The organism is Chitinophaga arvensicola, assembly GCF_900110835.1.
Lineage (GTDB): Bacteria > Bacteroidota > Bacteroidia > Chitinophagales > Chitinophagaceae > Chitinophaga > Chitinophaga arvensicola.
In genome coordinates, this window is the sequence record NZ_FOJG01000002.1 from 2,006,580 (window position 1) to 2,026,479 (window position 19,900).

14 protein-coding genes are annotated in these 19,900 nt (G+C 46.7%); all 14 read right to left on the minus strand.

The window, feature by feature from the left end; all coding sequences use genetic code 11:
* Positions 1–4: 4 nt before the first annotated feature.
* Positions 5–1,117: an acyltransferase family protein gene (locus BMW79_RS25435; RefSeq protein WP_089899710.1), complete on the minus strand. Its 1,113-nt coding sequence runs from the start codon at positions 1,115–1,117 to the stop codon at positions 5–7.
* A gap of 158 nt (positions 1,118–1,275) precedes the next feature.
* Positions 1,276–2,757: a S41 family peptidase gene (locus BMW79_RS25440; RefSeq protein ID WP_089899713.1), complete on the minus strand. Its 1,482-nt coding sequence runs from the start codon at positions 2,755–2,757 to the stop codon at positions 1,276–1,278.
* Between the two features lie 39 nt (positions 2,758–2,796).
* Positions 2,797–4,116, minus strand: coding sequence for a MutS-related protein (locus tag BMW79_RS25445; RefSeq protein WP_089899717.1), 1,320 nt, complete (start codon positions 4,114–4,116; stop codon positions 2,797–2,799).
* Complete coding sequence (locus BMW79_RS25450; protein WP_089899720.1) at positions 4,113–5,426, minus strand: MutS-related protein; 1,314 nt, start codon at positions 5,424–5,426, stop codon at positions 4,113–4,115. Before BMW79_RS25450 ends, BMW79_RS25445 begins: the two co-directional genes overlap by 4 nt.
* A 34-nt stretch (positions 5,427–5,460) precedes the next feature.
* Positions 5,461–7,785 (minus strand): ABC transporter permease subunit, encoded by a 2,325-nt coding sequence (locus BMW79_RS25455; RefSeq protein ID WP_089899723.1) that lies wholly within the window; start codon positions 7,783–7,785, stop codon positions 5,461–5,463.
* Positions 7,785–8,720 (minus strand): ABC transporter ATP-binding protein, encoded by a 936-nt coding sequence (locus BMW79_RS25460; RefSeq protein WP_089899726.1) that lies wholly within the window; start codon positions 8,718–8,720, stop codon positions 7,785–7,787. The genes BMW79_RS25455 and BMW79_RS25460 overlap by 1 nt, the downstream gene beginning before the upstream one ends.
* A gap of 29 nt (positions 8,721–8,749) precedes the next feature.
* On the minus strand, positions 8,750–9,514 hold the full coding sequence (locus tag BMW79_RS25465) for a hypothetical protein (RefSeq protein ID WP_089899730.1): 765 nt from the start codon (positions 9,512–9,514) through the stop codon (positions 8,750–8,752).
* Positions 9,515–9,541: 27 nt separating this feature from the next.
* Positions 9,542–11,002, minus strand: a complete 1,461-nt coding sequence (locus BMW79_RS25470) for a RagB/SusD family nutrient uptake outer membrane protein (RefSeq protein ID WP_089899733.1) — start codon at positions 11,000–11,002, stop codon at positions 9,542–9,544.
* 10 nt (positions 11,003–11,012) lie between these two features.
* Positions 11,013–14,315: a SusC/RagA family TonB-linked outer membrane protein gene (locus BMW79_RS25475; protein ID WP_177192327.1), complete on the minus strand. Its 3,303-nt coding sequence runs from the start codon at positions 14,313–14,315 to the stop codon at positions 11,013–11,015.
* A gap of 227 nt (positions 14,316–14,542) precedes the next feature.
* Positions 14,543–15,742 carry a FecR family protein gene (locus BMW79_RS25480; protein WP_089899740.1) on the minus strand — a complete coding sequence of 400 codons (1,200 nt, stop codon included), beginning with the start codon at positions 15,740–15,742 and terminating at the stop codon, positions 14,543–14,545.
* 66 nt (positions 15,743–15,808) lie between these two features.
* A complete protein-coding gene (locus BMW79_RS25485; RefSeq protein WP_177192328.1) occupies positions 15,809–16,393 on the minus strand; it encodes an RNA polymerase sigma factor in 585 nt (194 codons plus the stop codon).
* Between the two features lie 154 nt (positions 16,394–16,547).
* Complete coding sequence (locus BMW79_RS25490; RefSeq protein ID WP_089904240.1) at positions 16,548–18,071, minus strand: DUF1254 domain-containing protein; 1,524 nt, start codon at positions 18,069–18,071, stop codon at positions 16,548–16,550.
* A gap of 335 nt (positions 18,072–18,406) precedes the next feature.
* Complete coding sequence (locus BMW79_RS25495; protein WP_089899746.1) at positions 18,407–19,195, minus strand: alpha/beta fold hydrolase; 789 nt, start codon at positions 19,193–19,195, stop codon at positions 18,407–18,409.
* Positions 19,196–19,261: 66 nt separating this feature from the next.
* A complete protein-coding gene (locus BMW79_RS25500; protein ID WP_089899749.1) occupies positions 19,262–19,828 on the minus strand; it encodes a Crp/Fnr family transcriptional regulator in 567 nt (188 codons plus the stop codon).
* Between the last annotated feature and the right edge of the window lie 72 nt (positions 19,829–19,900).

Below are 19,900 nucleotides of genomic sequence, written 5' to 3' on the forward strand. Positions count from 1 at the left end.
TATACTACCCAAGCTTTTTCCGCAGCCATTTACGAACCGGTTCATCATACCATTTCAAACTGGCGTAAGCCAGTATAATACCACCTGCCAGGATCAGCAGGGCATAAGGCCAGGCCTGCACAATGGTCACCCCTTTATGATTGCTGATCCAGGCAACGTAAAAATAGACCAGCGGATAATGCACCAGGTAAAGCGGATAGGAGATATCGCCCAGGAATTTGCAGATCCTGCCCTCAGCTGCACTATGTAATACGCCGCTGGCGCCCAGGTAAACAATAACCGGAAAAATAATGATGATACATACCGATTCATAGATCCCGTTCATCCAAACATGTTCAGCTCCGCCTATACGCGGCATATATAAGACCAGGGCAACCAGGAGGCTGCACCATAAAAAGGCATGCTTGATACGCGTGGGTTTAGCTATCCGTGAAAGCAGCAAACCTGCAAAGAAGGGGTACATGGTGCGGGTAATGCCCACGCGTACCTGCGCTGTATTTAATGTCCAGCCACCACTCACATCCCCGTTGGGACTGGTGATAGCCAGGTGAGCGAGCGCGATGGCCGCGATCAGCACCAATACACTGAGCGCTGTTTTGGATAACTTCCTGATGCCAACAGCATACAGGATATTGGCGATGTATTCAAAAAACAACGACCAGCCTACGCTATTGAGCGGGTGCATTTCCTCCCAGCCCCGTATATCCAGCGATAAAGGAACCGGCAGTATAGTATACCCGATCAGCATCACCAACAACATTTTCCACAGGGGAACAGTATGGATCAGCGGCCAGATGGTGGAATCTGTAAAATAGAACCCGATGGCCCCGAGTGTCATCCCCAATACCACCATCGGTTGCAGCCGTTCTATCCGGCGCTTGAAGAAAGTGCCTATCGTCATTTTGGGCCAGCGGTCGTCATAAGCATAGCCAATCACAAAGCCGGACAACAAAAAGAAAAAGTCAACCGCCAGGTAACCGTGATTCACCAGGATATCCAGGTGCCCGGTTCCCAATGGCTCCGTCAAATGAAAAGTGACAACTATAATGGCGGCTACACCACGTAATCCATCTAATATAGGGTAATGCGGTTTTGTGGAAAGGCTGTTATTCTTCATTGCTCTTATCGTGTGAAAATCCGGTTTGATTCGCAAAATTAGATAAGTGATTTATCAAAATCGTATCAAAATGGAGACAAATAGTCTCATTTTTACCCATAAAAAAACGAAACATCCCTGTGCAGGATGTTTCGTTTGGCATAAATGTGATACAGATACTATCGCTTACCCGCCCGGATCAGATCCAATGTATACTGGATCTCCGGATCTTTGCCGGCGCGGATATATTGCTGAAATGCTTCAAAGCTCAGCTCTTTATCAGGCTGACAACCACGCCCGTTATCCTCTTTGGCCTTCATAAAATATATTTCGCTCATAGGAACGGTTAACTTGCTTTTCGTTTTAGGCAGTGTATAGGTATTGAACCAGGCCGCCGTGGTAGATGCTTCACCGCTGCCGGTTTCAGTACCTACCAGCACACCACGCTTGTTATTCTTTACCAGCGCCGCAAAATAGGTGGCTGCACTGACGGTACCACCGCTGGTCAGCACATACACATTGCCCTTAAAGTTATTCTTATCAGGAGGATAGTTGGAAATGGAACCTTCCGTTAAGCGCGCATTGCCATAATAAAATCCTGCCGCACTGTCGTAGTCGAAGCGTTGTTTCAGGAAGTTCTCCGTCTGCTTCACTTCTTCCTCTGCCATTTTCGTTCCGTAACCATTCAACAGGTTGCCGGGATCATTCATCTCTATGTTCTTCGTGCGGTAATTGAATACATTGTCGAACGGACGTAATGCTACAAAGGAATACAGCAGGGCAGACATATTCGGATTGCCCCCGCCGTTAGACCGGATATCTATGATAACATTACCGATATTACGTTTTTTCACTTCCGCAAAAAAATCATTCAGCTCCTTGTACATCGCGTTTTCCTGGAGCATAAAGGTAAGCACGGTCAGGATGGCCGTGGATTCCTTCTCCTGGTACTCCTTCGTTACATAGGCACGTTTCAGGAAAGTGTTAAAAGGCAGTTCACCCAGGCTGCGGTTATGATAACCGGTTTTGGCATCTACGGCTTTCAGTTGTACGGTAGTGGAATTTTTAGCGCCATATTCTTTGTACACCACTTCATAGCTGGAGGCTTCCGGGAAAACAAGACTGACAAACAGGCTAAGACTGGCTCCGGTACGATCAGTGCCCGTTCTGATAAAACCATCACTGTAAGTGACATACCCGATTTCGCTGAGCAGCTTTGCAGCGGGCATTTTATTGATACTCAGGATCTCCGCACCAAAAGGAATGGTTTCTCCTTTGGCATTCACTATGATCCTGTCTTTAAAGGTGGTGATAGCCAGCGGGAAGTGATTAATACCGTAAAATACCTCTACCACGCGCTCTTCATCATAATCGAGTTTCAGATGCACATCATTGAATAACTGCACCGGAGAATACCGTAAAGCGCTCACCAGAGACGGATCCTTATCCAGGCGGTTCATCAGGGAATCCATTTTATGATTGAACATAACGGTATCCGTGAACTTATAAGGATTCGGATGCTGCTTCTTCAACAACTCAACAGCATATTTAAAATCATCTTTCAGATCCTGCCTGGTAAACCCTGTAAAAGGTTGTACCTGGGCCAGGGCTGTAGTGGAAAGTAGGGACATAAGTATCCCTGATGCAAATATTTGCTTCATGCTTTGATAATTTTAAAAGTAGTGATCTACCGGTTCAGGTTACATTTTATTGATAAGCCCGATGATCCCCTCGTTTTCGATGATCATCATACCCTGCCGGTCTTCGGTAATACCTTCCTGTAAAGTATAGGTGTACCTGGGTACATTTCCTTCCAGTATGGTAGGCATAAACCGGAACTGTACATTGGGCAAGTCTTTCAGTGCTTCGCCCACTTCGATGATATGGGTGGATACGATAAACAGGCAATTGTTGTATTCGGAAAAACCTTCTGTAACCGCCAGCGTACCATCAAAGGCATCTTTTACGTTGGTTCCCTTGAACAACTCATCAAACATCAGCAGCAGGTGTTCGCCGGTAGCTGCTGCTACCGCCGCATCCTTCACCCGTACCACTTCGGCATAGAAGTGACTGTATCCCATCGCTATGTTGTCGGCCACGTTGATGCTGGAGAAGATACCTTCCCGCACGGAGAATACCATTTCGTTAGCTGCAACAGGGAAACCGATATGCGCCATGTACATGCCGATGCCGATAGATTTCATCCAGGTAGATTTACCCGCCATGTTCGCTCCTGTGAGAAACAATACATTACTCCCCTCCATCATTTGCAGGTCGTTGCCTACTGCTTTTGAAATACAGGGGTGACGCAGACTCCGGGCATGAAACAGGTTTTCCTCTTTCGGCACCGCCGTTGCGTAACAGAAGCGGCGCTCACGCGATACATTGCTGACCGCGATGTATACATCTGTTTCCGCAATAAACTGCAACACGTCCCTCATGGCTTCGTTGTGCCTGTTGCGCAACAGGAAATCGTACTCTGCTACTGTCGCGGTAGACATGGATTTGTAAATATCACTGTCCAGGATTTTGCGGATGTCCTTCTGGTGCATGATCGCCAACAGCGCTTCCACACGGTCCTGCAACGGGCTGTTTTCGCGCTTCAGCAACTCCAGCAGACCGAAACATTTCTTCAGTGTTACAATCGTCGCCTGCAACTGCACCAGCGTGTTTTTGAAACGCCCGTCTTTCGTGAGGCCGGCCAATAACTTCTGCAGTTGTAAATCTGCTGTTATTGCCCATTGCGATTTTCCGGCTGTAGTATCAATATATTCCCGCATCAGGGCCACCTGGTCGGCCTCAAAAGGAAACGTCACACCTTTCTCTTCGAAAAACTCAAAAATCGCTACCCGCTTATTAATAGCGGCAGCATCATTCAGCGGATGCGAAAACATCTCATCCATCAGCTTCTCCCCGATCCGGGTTTTCACTTTATTGAATAAAAAGTATACGGATCCCTGGCGGAATTTTCCCATGAGGTTTAGTTCCCCTACCGACTGACGATCTATTTTAAAACTCATAATTGCTTATTTAACCGTTTTCCGCCTTTGTTTCCCTGCCTGAGAATGTCCAGGATCCCTTCATTATTGATAATGATCATGCCATGTTTATCGTTGGTAACGCCTTCCTCCAGGGTATACGTGTATTCAGGTACCGCGCCTTTCATCACAGTAGGAAGAAAGAAAAATGCGGCGCTTTCCTTTTTCCGCAACTCGTCTGCCGCTTCGATAATATGCGAGGAGATGATGAACTTGCTGTCTTTCCGGTTGGTAAACGCATTACAAACAGCCAGGGTACCTTCCAGCGCATCCTTCACATTCGTCCCCCGGAATAATTCGTCGAACAGCACAAACAATGATTTTCCTTCACTGAGTTCCTGTCCTATTTTCTTCACACGCAGTACTTCCGCGTAGAAGTGGCTGGCGCCAATGCCCAGGTTATCGGGCAGATTGATGGTAGTATATACGCCGTCCATTACGGAAAATTCCATGGCCGCCGCAGCCACAGGGAAGCCCATGTGCGCGATGTAAACGGCTGTACTGAACGAACGCAGGAAGGTGGACTTACCGGCCATGTTGGCTCCTGTAAGAAAAACCAGGTTGCGGGAGGGAGCCATATGAAGATTATTCGCCACCGCGTTTTTTAAAAGCGGATGGTATACACCATCCACTTTTAAAATACTGGTCCCTTTAGGGTGTACCACAGGGAATATCATGTTATGTTTCAGGGCAACCTGCGCTACTGAAACATAAACGTCGATATGATAAATAAAATGCAGTAGTTGCAGCACTTTCCTTTTCTCCTTATTACGGATCAGCACATCGAAAGCTGTAACAGCAGCGAATGAAATCCTGGTATTGGGCTTTTCGTTAAACACCGGTATAAAAGCCGGATCGTTCAGTAAACCGATCGCTGCCAGCCGTTCTTCTTCCAGCTCTTTCACACCTGCCATTTCCGGCGACTGCAGGTATTGTCTGAGCCGGTGGAAAAGATCGATGACCGACATGATCCCATTCTGTACCTCTTTTTCGCTGAGTGATACTTTCGTACCTCCGTCCGGGTTATCATCGAAAGAAATGTATTTTTCCGCCTGGTCCAGCATGGCGCCGTCGAAAGGAAAGCTGGCCTTCATTTTCACGAAAGCAGCAATGGTATTGATCCGTTTGATGATCGCTTCCCTGTTGTTCAGCGGCTTCCTGAACATGGCTTCCATAATGGTTTGCCCGCCACGGGTAAAGGAATGATTATAAATATCATAGATACCCTGCGTGTCCGCCTTCGAAAACAAGCGCAGATCATCCATTGTCTGCGTATCTGTCTGCAAATACATAATTATACTTTTTATAAAACAATGAAAGTGCCCGCTATTTGCGTTTTCTTCTTATCAGTATCACGATGCCAACCGCCAGAATAAAGGCGGGTATCACGTATTGAAGGATCATCTTCATCGTTTGTGCAGGCGCCTTTTTGATCGTGAGCCAGATATCTGTAGGCACCGGGAAATTATGATAAACAGGGAACCTGTTATCAACGGTGTAACTATAGAACGCATTGCCATAATCCTTTCCGTCGTTTTTAGCAACAGACATCATGTCGGCATCGCTGGAGATAATGATCTTCTGTAATTTGTTACCCAATTTGCGGGTAAGCTGCAGACCCACCGGATAAGGAGCTTCCGTTCTGTAGTCCCCTTCAGCAGTGTTGAATACAGGCGCTGCGGAATCCACTACCAATATGCCCCTTTCTACCCAGGTATTTGCATTGTTCTCCAAAGTAGTGATCTGTTCTGCTTTAAATCCGCTGGTATCAGAATAGCTTAAAATACTGGCGCCGGTAATAAGGGTATAACAGGCGTTGCTAATACCGTTCTTGAAGAAGAAAAATGGCTGCTCATCTGCCATGTCCATACCCTTTCTGGAAATCAAACCGGCAAACTTATGCGGCATATCCTGTGGGTTCACCCTTACAATGGTACCTTCATCTGCATTTACGCCCACATGATTCAAAATCGGGTTCATGATAAACTGCTTACCTGGCTCGGAATAGAACATAGCATTTCCTCCCCTGTCGATATACTGTTTAACGCTGTCGATAATAGCCTTATCCAATAATGTTTTCGGATCAGAGATCACCAGTACATCCTCTTTACTGAAGCTGCCGGCGCCCACGGATGGGATGGTATCAAAATTCAGCCCCATATTGATCAACGCATTCCTGGATGATTTATTCGAGGAATGGTTGCCATATTCCCGTTCGCCATACTTAAGTGGTGAACGCTCGTAGTGCCCGGTCAAAAATTTAAAAGTAGGTGTGGTATCATTTATTAAACGCAACAGGCTACCGGAAACGTTCCGCTCACTTGGAAAAATTTCAGGGTCCAGGTAAGTTCTCAGATAGGTTTTTTTCCCTTTGTACTCCACCTGCATCAACAAGCCTTTCGCTTCCGGCTCCAGGTTGATAAGGCTCCTGATTTCTGCTGGTTTTTTATAGATAGCCAGATCCGTTTTATTCATTTCCGCATACTTCTCGGCTATTTCATCCAGCGTTTTGCCCGGGTACATCTTGAAGATAGAACTATCGCCATCGTTCACATCGTAATAATACACATACTCAAACTCCATGTTAGTATAAAAGCGCTGGTACCTGGCCCAGAAGTTCCACAGATAGGCATTGCGTGCAGTTGGTACACCATTTCCCAGGTTATAGCCTAACAGGTTGGTATACAATGTTACTTTCAGCGGTGATCCATCCAGTTGCTTAATGACGCCCTGGGTATTTTCATGCAGTGTATTTATTTTGCCCCTCGTTACATCCCAATAGCCTATCAGTCCGTGCCGCGAGGTAACCACCAGCATTACCACCGCTATCGTGAATGCCACCAGGTATCTGCCTGCTGATACACGCCATGACTTCGACTCTGTCACCGATTTCATTTTGATGACGGTGAAGATGATAAAAAGGGAGGTGATAGCGATGAAATAAACTAAGTCCTTTGTTGTAATCAGACCACCCAGCATGCTTTCTACCCTCCCCGAGCTGGAAAGAAAATAGGTAACATCCCGCACATAATCCGTTCCCTGGAACAGCAGGCGTAGTGATGTGAACAGGGTCAGCACCACAAATGTTCCAATCCCTGCCACAATGGGGTACGAGGTTAAACTGGAGATATACATACCTACTGCCACATACATGGCGGCCAGTAAAAAGAAGCCCAGCACCATCGACATGATATGCAGGAATTCCACGTTCTTAATGGAAACGGTCAGAATCATCACTTCTGCCACGAACATCAGGATCATCAGGCATACAAAACTATACACCCCCAGGAATTTACCCAGGATGATCTGACGTGTTTTCAGCGGCGACGAATGCAGCAATTTAATGGAGCCGGCAGCATATTCCCGGTTGATCACACCCATTGTCAGCAGTGGAATGTATAAAAAGAAAATCATCAACACCGTATCCAGCCCCTTACCGATCACCGTTTTTGTAAGTGGCATATTGAGGAATCCGCCAAAACCAGATCCCTGCAATTCAAGCATCGCGTCCTGCTGCACCGCAGTATCTGCCAGGTTTCCCATGATGATGCCGGCACTGGACATCAGGAACAAAATCAATACAAACCATGCGATCGGCGAAAAGAAAAAATACCGCAATTCTGCCCGCGCTATATTAAAAACTACTCTCATTACTGTAAGATTGAAGAAGAATTTGATGATAATTGTTTGAATACATCGTCCATACCGGATGACTCTGTGTGGATAGAAGTGAGCCGCCAGTTTCTCTCTGCACTCTTCTTCACAATTCTTTCCGCCAGATCGTCGTTGGGCAGGAAATAAATCCGGCATTTGTGATCCGGCAGCAACTCTACTTTCTGCACGTCTTCAATAGCCATCAATTCTTCGGGCGCAGGCATATGGAGCATTCTGGCCACCATGGTATTAGGCTGGAGTATGTTATTGAAAGCATCCAGCGTATCAGAAAACACTACCTGCCCGGATTCAATCATGATGATCTCTTTGGCAAGCAGGTTAATTTCAGACAATACGTGCGACGATAACAATACCGCACGATCTTTCGCAATTTCTTTGATCAGCTTCCTGGCTTCAATGATCTGGTTGGGATCAAGCCCATTGGTGGGCTCATCGAGGATCACCACTTTCGGTTTATTGATAATGGATTGCGCGATGCCTACACGCTGGCGGTAACCGCCCGACAGATTTTTGATCAGGCGTGATCTCATCTGCGTAATAGACGTTTTTTCCAGTACTTCGTCCACTGCGCTTTTGATGTGACGCCTTTCCATAAGCCTCAGCTGCGCGGCGTACTCCAGGTATTCCTGCACGGTAAAGTCCAGGTACAGGGGCGCCTGCTGTGGCAGAAAACCGATCTGCTTTTTATATGCAATAGGATCATCTTTCATGTTCAACCCGTTGATGGAAACATTTCCATCGGTTTGCAGCAGGGTACCACAAATAATATTCATCGTGGTAGACTTGCCCGCTCCGTTTGAGCCCAGCAATCCGACAACACCGGTATCATTGATCTCAAAATTTATTTCGCGTATGGCCCATGAACTGGCATACTTATGCGACAGGTTTTCCACCTTTAATATAGGCTGCATATAATGTTGCTTATGATTTAAAACTTGGATTAAAAATGACCGATACTTGTTGCCCTCACCGAAAAAACGCTCTCAGAGCTCCAGGTGCCGGTTACCAGCATGGTACGTGCTCTAAATAACCAGTTGTTATTGGGCGAGGCAGTACCCGATAAAATATTTTCTTCGGACAAGGTGGCCAACTTTACCCCCGTGGCATGATCCCTTACTTCGAAGCGGTAGTTCTTTACGGCCATCGTGGTAGGCACTTTTATAAAACCGGTCAATTGTTCATAAGCGAGATTGGAAACCATGACTTTAGCCTCCGGCTCCAGTTGTAACACATCGATAGGCCGGTTCTCAAAGAGATTAATGATCCGGAGATTGGCCACACTGTCATTCAGGCTACGGGAAGGCAGCTGCTCTTTTACGGTTTTTTGTTTTACCTGTGTTGGACTGCCATATACAAAATGCGTGAAGATACCACCGGGTTCCAGTTTCAGGTTATTTACCACAAAAGGTTTTGGCTGAAGCGTATCAAAATTCCTGAACAGCGTAAGCGGCAGGTCCATTTTATCGGTGGCATAATCGAGAGAGCGCCCGCTGCCTACATAAGAAAGATAGATGTAGTACTTAGGCCGTGTCGTTCCAAAATAGGTGGTAAAAAAGGAGGTGTTATCGTTAATGCCATTTACGATTGTCAACGAGGCCGGAAATTGCGCTACCGGTACATCCTTCTTACAGGAAGCAGCGAGTAGCATGATGCCTCCTGCTAACAGCCCTGCGTTGAAATATTTTTTGAAACTGAATTGAAACATCGTTCCTGATTTAAGATTGATCATGTTTTAGTTGTAGCCGATATTCTGGGAGAGATTGTTGGCCCAGCGGATCTCCTCCGGAGGAATAGGGTATAGCAACTGATACGGATTCCACGGCTGTTTGTAAGAGATGGCGGAAAGCACATCCGACGCCTTGTTCGTCCTTTTGAGGTCCAGCCAGCGGTGTCCCCATTCGGCAAACAATTCTATACGTCTTTCCTGCGCGATGGCATCCTTTACCTGCTGATCCGTTAAAGTATAAGGCAAGTTGGTTAACCCGGCACGCGCCCTGATAGCATTCAGATCATCGATCACCGCATTTTTATTGCCTGCGTTCCGCAACATGTTCGCTTCCGCCCTTACCAGGTACATTTCTGCGAGCCGCATCACCACATAATATTCAGACAGGTCTCCTCCCGGCACACGGTTGTACTGATTGATCTTGTACTTATTCGGTGTAAAGCCGGCCGGTGTATATTGATCGCCGGGAATAGCCCTCACCCACGCAGTTTTCCTGTTATCATCCGCTTCGAAAGCATTCATCAGCATGGGCGATAGGTAACGGCTTGACAGACTATACCCTTCCGGCGTGGCATTACCGCGTGTCGGAATAGTATTGGTTTGCTTCAATTGGAAAATAACTTCCCGGCTGGATATACTGAATACGTTGTTCAGACTCTCCAGTTGAAACAGATCGGTGCGGCCAATCACTTCGTTCGCATACTGCCAGGCTTTGTCGTAGTCTTTGGTAAACAGGTATACCCTTGCCAGCATTGCCTTTACATACCATTTATTGATCCGGATACGCTCCGTATTGTTCCCATCATAACTTTCGGAAAGATATCCCGACGCCTCCTCCAGATCACTGATGATTTGCTGATACACGGTGGCAGGATTGGCGGAAGGAAGTTTTTGTGTATCGTTGTAATCGATGGATAAGGCGAGGGGAATTTTTTCAAACAGGTTCACCATGTAGAAATAGCTCATGGCTCTTACCGCCATTGCTTCACCCAGCACCCGTTTCCGGTAAGCCTGTGTAAGCTCTTTCGACGTGGAACCTTTCGCACCTTCTATCAGGGCATTGGCATTGAAGATGCCCTTATAGGCCGTCTTCCATATTTTCGGGGTAGCACCCGTGTTCTGCAACGTAAGCCTGGCAGCTGTTTCTGCATAGTACACGTATCCTCCGTCCAGCGAGGGTGCAAAGAATTCGTCTGCCGAGTGCCCGGCAGCCTGCGTAATAGCTCCGGCGCTGTACAGATTGTCGCCCAGGTTGCCGTCCGCATTCACTTCGTTCAACCCTCCGTTGATCAGATAGGAATACAAGCCATTGAGCGCGGCGCCTGCCTGCTCATCGTTCTGAAAAACCTGGTTGGTAGTGATCGAATTGATCGGGTCCGGTATATCCAGCAATTTATTGCAACCTGTTATCAACAGGCCGGATAATAGTATCCCAACTGAAGCTATATTGAAAACATTTTTTTTCATGCGATTGATTTTAGAAGCTTAATCTCAGGTTAGCCGCAACTCTTCTGATCTGTGGCGTAGTTCCCAATTCAACATCCGACAGCCTGTATTGCGAGATTTTGAAGATGTTTGATGAATTCACGGAAACCGTACCCTGTGTCATGCCCACCTTCTTTATCCATGCCTGAGGTAGTATATACGCCACGCTCAGGTTACTCAGGCTTAAAAAGGCTCCTTTAGCATAATAGGCATCTGATCCGGCAAACAGGCCGGTACTAGTGCTGGAATACTTTGCGTAAAGCGCTTTATCGCCCGGTTGCTTCCAGTGCCCGTTTGCTATTTCGTCGTACATCACCGCATTGCTCTTAAAACCATAGCCCATGTTACTTAACCGGTCTTCAATCAGGGAATTTTCGAAGTTGAATTGTGCATCCAGCGATAATACCCGCTTGAAGTCTATCCGGAAACCTGCTCCACCGAAATATTTGGGGTTAAGGTCTATTACCTTGTAGTGATCGTCCAGGTCTGTATCCGGGTAATTCACACTCATCCCGGTCGGCATGGCCCCATCCCCGTTATGGTCTTCAAACACAGGTATTCCTTTCATCGGATTGATACCGATATAGCGCGAGTAGGATTTGGCAGTTACAGAGGCGCCTATCTTATACATATCCCTATAGGGAGAATTTTCCAGCCCCGGGAAAGCCACCAGTGTATTCGTATTCCTGCTTACCTGGAAACGTGCGGTAATACCCCAGGTATTGTTGTTCACGATCGTTGCGTCCAACATCACCTCCAATCCTTTGTTCCGGATCACTGCAGGCCAGTTGCCCATTACCGCACCAAAACCTGTGAATGCCGGTGTGGTAATACTCGTGAGCTGCTTTCCATCCTTATTGATGTAGAAGTTACTTTCGATATTAAATCTGCTGTTGAAAAATCCCAGCCGGGCGCCCACTTCAAACTTGCTGGCGCTGGACCAGCTATATTGCTGGTTAACGGGTTGCACAAGCGTATAAATAGTCTGACCATCGTAATCCGGCAATTTTTCCCAGGAATCCGGTGGAATATTGGACCAGCGTGAGAGGTATTGGTAATCGCCCACATTGGCATTGCCCATCACGCCATAAGTAGACCGCAGCTTTACAAACGACAGCCAATTCATATGCGCCTGCTTAAACCACTCTTCATTAGATAAAATCCATGAAGCGCCTACAGATCCGAAGTTCCCGAAACGGGACCCGCTGCCGAAGCGCGACGAGCCATCTCTCCTGCCATTCAGATTAACCATGTACTTACTTTCCCAATCCAGGGAAACCGTTGCCAGCCAGGAAGCAACTTTCGACGGAACAAAGTTATTGGACGATTGCACCTGCTGGGCATTGGAATAGCTCTTGATCAGGTTATCACTGGAAAAACCGAATGCCATCACCGATGCCACATACTGATCTGCATAATTGTAATCTGCTGCCAGGGAAGCGGATACCCTGGCACCACCGAACAGTTTAACGTAATTCAGGCTTGGCCTTACCAGGAAACTTTTCCCGTTACCATTAGCGAAAGTGGCGAAGTTGTAGGGGTTGTACAAAGGATCCTGCCCGGCTTTTGGAACATATCCGCCGCCTCTATTGGTGAAAAATTCCCCGATAACACGAACACCTGCTGTGAAGTCCTTGAATATTTCGTAAGTAAAACCGAGATTGGTCTGACTTCTCAGCGTTTGATTTTCGCCCCAGCTTCTGATATCCCTGAATGGATAAATGCTCCCAAGCTGATTCCTGTACGGAACAAAATTATATTCCCCGTTCTCATTATACATGGGTGGTGCATTAGGCGCCAGCGAGAAAAAGTCTAACGTAGGGGCAGTTTCATCGTTGGCGTAACTATTGTTGGTAGAAAGATCCAGCGCGAACTTGCCATTCGTACTACGGTGATTGAAAGCCACTCCTATTGTTAAACGCTTATTTCCTCTGCCCTGGTTGTACATTTCCGTTGTGGAAGTATATCCCACACTGATGCGATAGGTATTGAGCAGCATACCGCCCTCTACACTCAGTTGCACATCATTCGACTGCTCATTTTTGAAATAGGCGCGTTGCCAGTCGGTATAAGCTTTCGGATCCCAGATCGTGAGGTCCGGCGCACTCAACTGGGTAGGAAGTGCTGCATCATTCATAAATGCTTCCCTTCTTGTTGCCAGGAACTGCTCCGTGTTCATCAGCTTCATGTAACGCTGCACACCCGAAAATATCTTGGAGTAGTTTACATTAAACCTGGTAGGCCCCGGCTTTCCCTTTTTAGTGGTGATCATGATCACCCCGTTTGCGCCTCTGGACCCGTACAATGCAGTAGCATCCGCATCTTTCAGCACATCCACACTTTCAATATCCAGTGGGTTGATCATGTACAAAGGATTTTCGGTCATCGAATATCCTGGTTGTACAGGCTGATTGGCGCCATATGGATTAACGGATAAAGTGGCAATGGGTAATCCGTCCACCACATAGAGCGGATCTGTAAAACTGTTTTCATTCAACACATTCCGTCCGCGTAACTCTACTTTTCTGACCCCAGCCGTGTTGGCCGACTGGCTGATACGAAGGCCCGGCACACGGCCTACGATCGCATCCAGCACATTTACAACGGGCTGTCTTTCGATATCACTTGCTTTCACGGTGCTGATATTGGCCGTTCCCGTTCTTTTATTGGTAGTACCCAACACAGTCACCTGTACTTCATCCAGTTTGTTTGTGGAGAGTACCAGCTCTATGTTGTACGCCCTGTTGGTGAGGATAGCATCCGTAACTTTAAACAGATGATCCACATACCCGATATAGCTGATCCTGATCAGATCGCCCAGCCTCACCGGCACCTGCCCCGTCCCGCTTCCGGCGGTGAGATAATTACGCTTGTCGGTAAGATTACTGATAGTAGCGCTAACCAGTGGCGTATAACCAGGGGCATACACATACACATGGAGCATTTCAGGTTTCACCGGTACCGTATCAACAGCCGGACTGGCTGCTGCGGCCAGTTTGACTTCCTTCTGGGATACCAGGATGTTTTTGTCGATGATCTTATAGAGCAATGACTGGTTCTCGAATACCTTGTTGAGAAAGGTACCGAGGTCGGTCCCCTTCGCATTGATGGTAACCGGTTTTGCCACTGATAAGGCCGTAGCCTTGTACAGGAAAACATAATCTGTTTGCGACTCTACTGCCGCAAAAACTTTTTCCAATGCAACGTTTTTACCGTTGAAGTTGATGTTCTGTGAAAGGCCTCTGGCAGATACCTGCAACAGGGCAGCGGTAAGTAAAAAGAATGTTAGCTTCATGACTAACAGCGATTTGGTTGAGCTACGTGTCCTTCCATAGGGAACCCGTATGCAATTAAAAATAATTGGCATAACTTTGCATAAGCCGCCCCTTCCCATAAGGGACGGAATGTTTAGTGAATAAATAAGCAGTCTTTAACCTGATTGTGATTATTACATGACCTGAACATCTACCGGGAGTGTCGCGAACGCTTCCGGTTTCTTTTAATAAATAGCTATACTACCCGTTATCTTACATACAAAATATTCCCCTTCAATTCGAAATTAACGTCCATCGTTTCCAATACTTTCAACACATCTGACAAATTGGTGTTGCGGTGCATTTTTCCTTTAAATATTACATTCTCTGGTGTTCCAATATATCGTACTTCTATGCTGTACCATCTTTCCAGCTGTCGCATGATACTGTATAAATCCATGCCGTCGAAGTTAAACAGGCCATTTTTCCATGCGATAATTTTATCCGGATCAGGCGTTTCCTTTATGGTGAGCTTAGCTCCTTCCGATGCATCCGGTTTGCTTAAATCGGCTGTCTGACCGGGCACGAGCACTTTTGGTTGAATAGTTTGCTTAGGTGTTATTTTCACCGCACCGGTCAATAATGTTGTGCGGATTATTTTTTCGTCATCATAGGTGTTCACATTAAATGAAGTACCCAGTACTTCCAGTTTCATCTGTCCGGCATCCACTACAAAGGGCTGCCAGCTTCTGGCGGCTACCTCAAAATAAACTTCCCCGCTGATTTTCACGCTTCGCTCCTTTCCTTTGAATGCAACCGGATATTGTAAAGAAGACGCGGCATTCAGCCAGACTTCCGTTCCATCAGGAAGCACCACATGGTATTGCCGGCCTTTGGGTGTGGTAATCGTATTATAGGCCGCCCCGTCTGTTGCGGCGGAGGCATCATATTTAAGTTTATTATCACTCAGCGACACCTGGGTACCGTTCTGCGTGGCTATTTTCCCTTCACCCAGGCTGTCCAGCACCAGCTGCGTACCGTCTGCCAGCGTGAGTATGGCGCCGTTTTTACCCGGTGGAATATCGCGCTGGGCGGATTTCTGACCAAAGCCGTCCGCATTTCCCGAACGATGTACCACGAAGAAATAAGTGGATGCACCCAACACCAGTGCAAGCACGGCTGCTGCCCATCTCCATGTATGAAGACGACGTATCGGGCGTACAGTTGACATGGCGGGCTTGTTGGAAAGATAACGCTCCAGTGCAGCAGTTTCATCAAACCGGGCAATAGCGCGCACCTGCTCCTGCTGTATGCCGGGATTGTTTAATTCCGCCCATAACTGCCGGTTTTCATCGCTGGCAGCGATCCATGCATCCAGCTCTTCCTGCTCGCCGGCCGTCAGCAGGCCTTGTTGCGAACGGGAAATGAGCCCTGCAATGAGGAATGGATCGTTTAAAGAAGACGCCATGTCTGATCTGTTTTAAGTTATTACAACGCGATATTCCGATCGTACTAAAAGAAAGGAAAAAAATTTTCAGTGGTGGGAAAACAATAAGAAGAAAGAAATTACAACCGGCGACACGCGCATTCTCAGGAGCTTCATGCCCCTGGTTTTCTGATTTTTAACCGTTTGGAGGGAAATGGCCAGGATTTCGGCGATCTGTTCGTTTTTCAGTCCTTCAATATAACTCATACGGACAATCTTCCCGCATTGCTCGGGCAGGTTGCTGATCTCACGGTACACCAACCGGAAAACTTCCATACGGATGATGTCCTGATCTTCCCCTGTGGCTGCCGCTTCCTGTGCGTGGAGAAATTTGGCCTGCCGCTCTTTGCTATGCTGCGCCCCCTTCAGGAAATTAAGCGCCGCATTTCGTGTAGCCTTGTACAGGAAATCCTTCAAATGCCGGAGATCTTCGAAGTCATATGGCTTCTGCCATAATTTTTCAAAGACATCCTGCACCATATCTTCCGCATGCCCCGGCTCACCGATGATTGTTTCGGCGTAGTGGCAAAGCGTGCTGTAATACTCCTGAAAGATATAAGAATAATGCAATGTATCTCCCGAACTCAATCCACGCAAGAGCTGATGTTCACTATAAGATGATTTCCACGCCAAGTTTGCAGCCCAATTTTTAGTTGAGATGTAAAAATAGAAAAAAAATTAAGCTATTAAAATGTTATTGACCGGCGGAAAAACGGATTTGGAAGAGGTCCTTCCCAAAACATACCTCTCTTTATATATAATAAATAGCTGAAGGGCCGGGCGTTAATTATTCTTTTGCGATCATTCTGATATCATCCGGTTTCCAGGTTTGGTCAAAGTACGGGGCCAAAGGACCATAAAAACGCATAAGGGGAAACCATCCCTTTCCCGCAACTGTTTTAATCCAATTCTTCTCTTTGCCTTTAGGCGCATCCGGACCAAAATACACATCAACGGAACCATCACTATTGATTTGCGGGCCGGAATACTGGCTCAGGGAAGGAAACCGGTTCCCGTTACGGAGCATGGAACGGCTTTGCGCATCGTATACTACTACCGACCAGAAATTTTTTACCGGAATATTACCCGGGATATGTAACTGATAATTTTTACCCCCATCCAAAAATTCACCATTCGCATCGCGGGGCGTCCATAAATATTGAGAACCTCCACCCACAATTTTTTTCACCATAGCTGGCGACATCCCAATGGCGATATAGGCGAAGGCCGCCCTGCGGTCAGTATTTACATACCCTTGCGAATCCCATGTGGCACTCCCTCCTACAAAAGCCCACTCCCAGTGTTTGTCGCTATATACCATTTTCGCGGTGTCGGAAGACGCAAAACTGTTGACACGCGCCATAGCCGATGCGGTTTTTGCAGCATCTTCCAACAATGCTTTACGGTCAGCATCTTTTTGAAAAGATTTGCCTTTTTCAATTCCAACCGAAGCAAGCAAAAATCGCTCATTACTTTGCAAACATCCGTCAGGCTCCTCCGATATAAGCTCGGCGAGGTCCTCAAAAAAGTGATAGTTATCACTGAATATCGTATTCACTTCTTTACCGGAACCATTTACAAAACTTGTGGCAGGAGGATTGGTTGCAGCGGAAAGTGGATAAATCTTTGTTGTCTTCATCAATGCCACTGCTTTATCAGGCTTACCATCCTGCATAAAGCCCCGTACACCTAAGCTCACTTTGAAAGTTGTGCATTTCAATGTGATATATCCCCCGGGAACTTTACCAGAATACCCCGGTGGCAATAACAGAAATTTACCTCCCAGTCCTTTATCGGCACCGGTAGGCCCGATACCGGCCAATTCATTTTGCCACATATCGCTGATGCCACCCAACATCATGGCAGGCAGTTCTATTACCACCGGACCGTCCCGCTTAAGATCAAGTGAAGCCAAACCATATACCGTTTCCGTGTTCCCCGTGAGCAGCAATGTTTCGCTGTCCATCAATGACTCCCATATCACCAACTGGTTGGGCGTACCCGCCCCTGCAGCCGCCACCCCTTTCCATACATTATACCATGACACCGCATGCATCTGATCCAGGTATACTTCAATTGCACGGTTATATACCAGGGCATCCGATAATTTTTTCACCGCATCTGCAGTCGGATATCCGTTTCTAAATTCAAAGTCGCCCAATCTTGATTTTAAAGTCTCCGTTTCAATCCAGCCATGAGCATCAGATCCAGCCCCTGTGGATTTACCTGCTTTTTCATTTTTTACGGATGGAGGTGTACTGTTGCAAGCTGCTAAAAGACACGCGAGCAGGAATGATAGTATATATTTCATAAAAAACCGGTTATCCATAAATTCCAGATCAATTGTATAAACAGGCCGTATGCCTCCATCAACAGTGGTTTTTGTATTAAATATTTCTTAATACATCCACATCACGACGAACGACGATTGAAATTTGCTTGCTTATGCTCAGAGAGAAGGAACGCTAAATAACCAGCAGCAGGATATTGCCTGGCAATGCGATAGCGGGGACTTATCTTTATTATCGAAATTTGTTATTATCGATGTATGCCCCCTGATTTAACCCCTAAGTGCCTTAAATTGTTTAGCAGATTTTCGCCGGAACTTTAGAGAGAGGTGAGCGGAGAGATAAATACTGCCTCACGCTACATTTCAAGAAAGCGGGGGATCATGGCCATCAGCAGGTCTGTTCTTTGCGTGAGTACCGAATGCATGGTTCCCGGCAAAATAGCAAGTTGTGAGGCAGGCATCGACAGCTCCCCCAGGCTTCCTCCGCCCAGCAATCTATACAGCGAAACGGTATGTTCGGGTTGAATAATATCAGCATCGCCGGCAATAATCAACGCAGGAGCCGGGATTTTACGGATGGCATCCTCAGACCAATGCTGTACTTCCTGTTCAAAAGTTCTTACTTTATCGAGCAGCTTCGCCCAGTCATCAGGTCTTGGAGCGGTACGCAGATATGCTGTTTCAAAGGGCGAACCTTTCAGCATTTGTTCCATGATTGTTGCATTAAACAACGTACCGAGATCGGGATGTCTCCCATTGCTTTGGTAGCTAACCGACGCCAGGATAAGTTTCCTCACCAGCTCCGGATGGGTCATAGCTACACGTAAAGCTACGCCAGCACCTGTACTGTAGCCAAAAATATCGGTTTGCGGTATGTCCAGGAAACGGAGTAGCGCCATCACATCACCGGCGAGCTGCTCATAGGAAAGCGGACGTTCCGGAAGATCTGCAGTATGCCCATAGCCTTGAAATTCAAGCGCAATTACCTGCCGGTCTTTTGCCAGTAACGGAATTAATTTTCCGAATGCGGTATCAATCCCCGAAAGCGCCCCCGGCAGCAGCAGCAGTGGCTTGCCCACTCCATGCACTTCGTAATATAGTTGCAGTCCGTTAACAGGAGCATAGCTCCCCTGAATTGTTGTCATCCTGATCGTTTTTTTACCAACAAATCTCAGGACTAAAAAAGAAACAAATCTTGGTCTGCACCAACATCAGAATTTAACATGGTTGAAAAGCCTGCTAAAATTAGTGGGATCTATTCCTAAATAAGAGGCGATATATTTATGCGGCACCAGCTGGAGTAAGTGCGGGCTTTTACTACAAAAATTTTTATACCGCTCTTCTATCGTCAGGGCACGCAGTTCGATATGAAGATTGATCATATCTGCCAGCATCGCTTCCATCATGCGCCTGAACAATCGCTCTATCTGCTGCGACTGATCAATGAGTTGTTGCAGATCCGTATAACTGATGTATTCCAATTCGCTGTCTGTCAAACAAACCAAATGGTATTTAGAAGGCACCTGGAACGAAAATGATTCCGCAATAGCACATAGCAATGGAAAATAGGAAAAAGAGAGGGTATAGATTTTGTCGCCCGTGTCAAAATAAGACATCTGAACGCCGCTTTTTACGAAGTAAAGATCCCGCTGCACCTGCCCTGGTATAGTGATAAAATCGCCTTTCCTGAACGACCTGGTTTTAAAACCATCTGTCAATAAATGATAATCAGCCGGATGAATGTTGTGAAATTGTTTGAAAAATTCATAGCGTTCCATAAACCAGTACTCTTTGCTACAATTTAAAGATCTTTTGCGGATCATTGGGGTTATCAATATACACACAGTGAA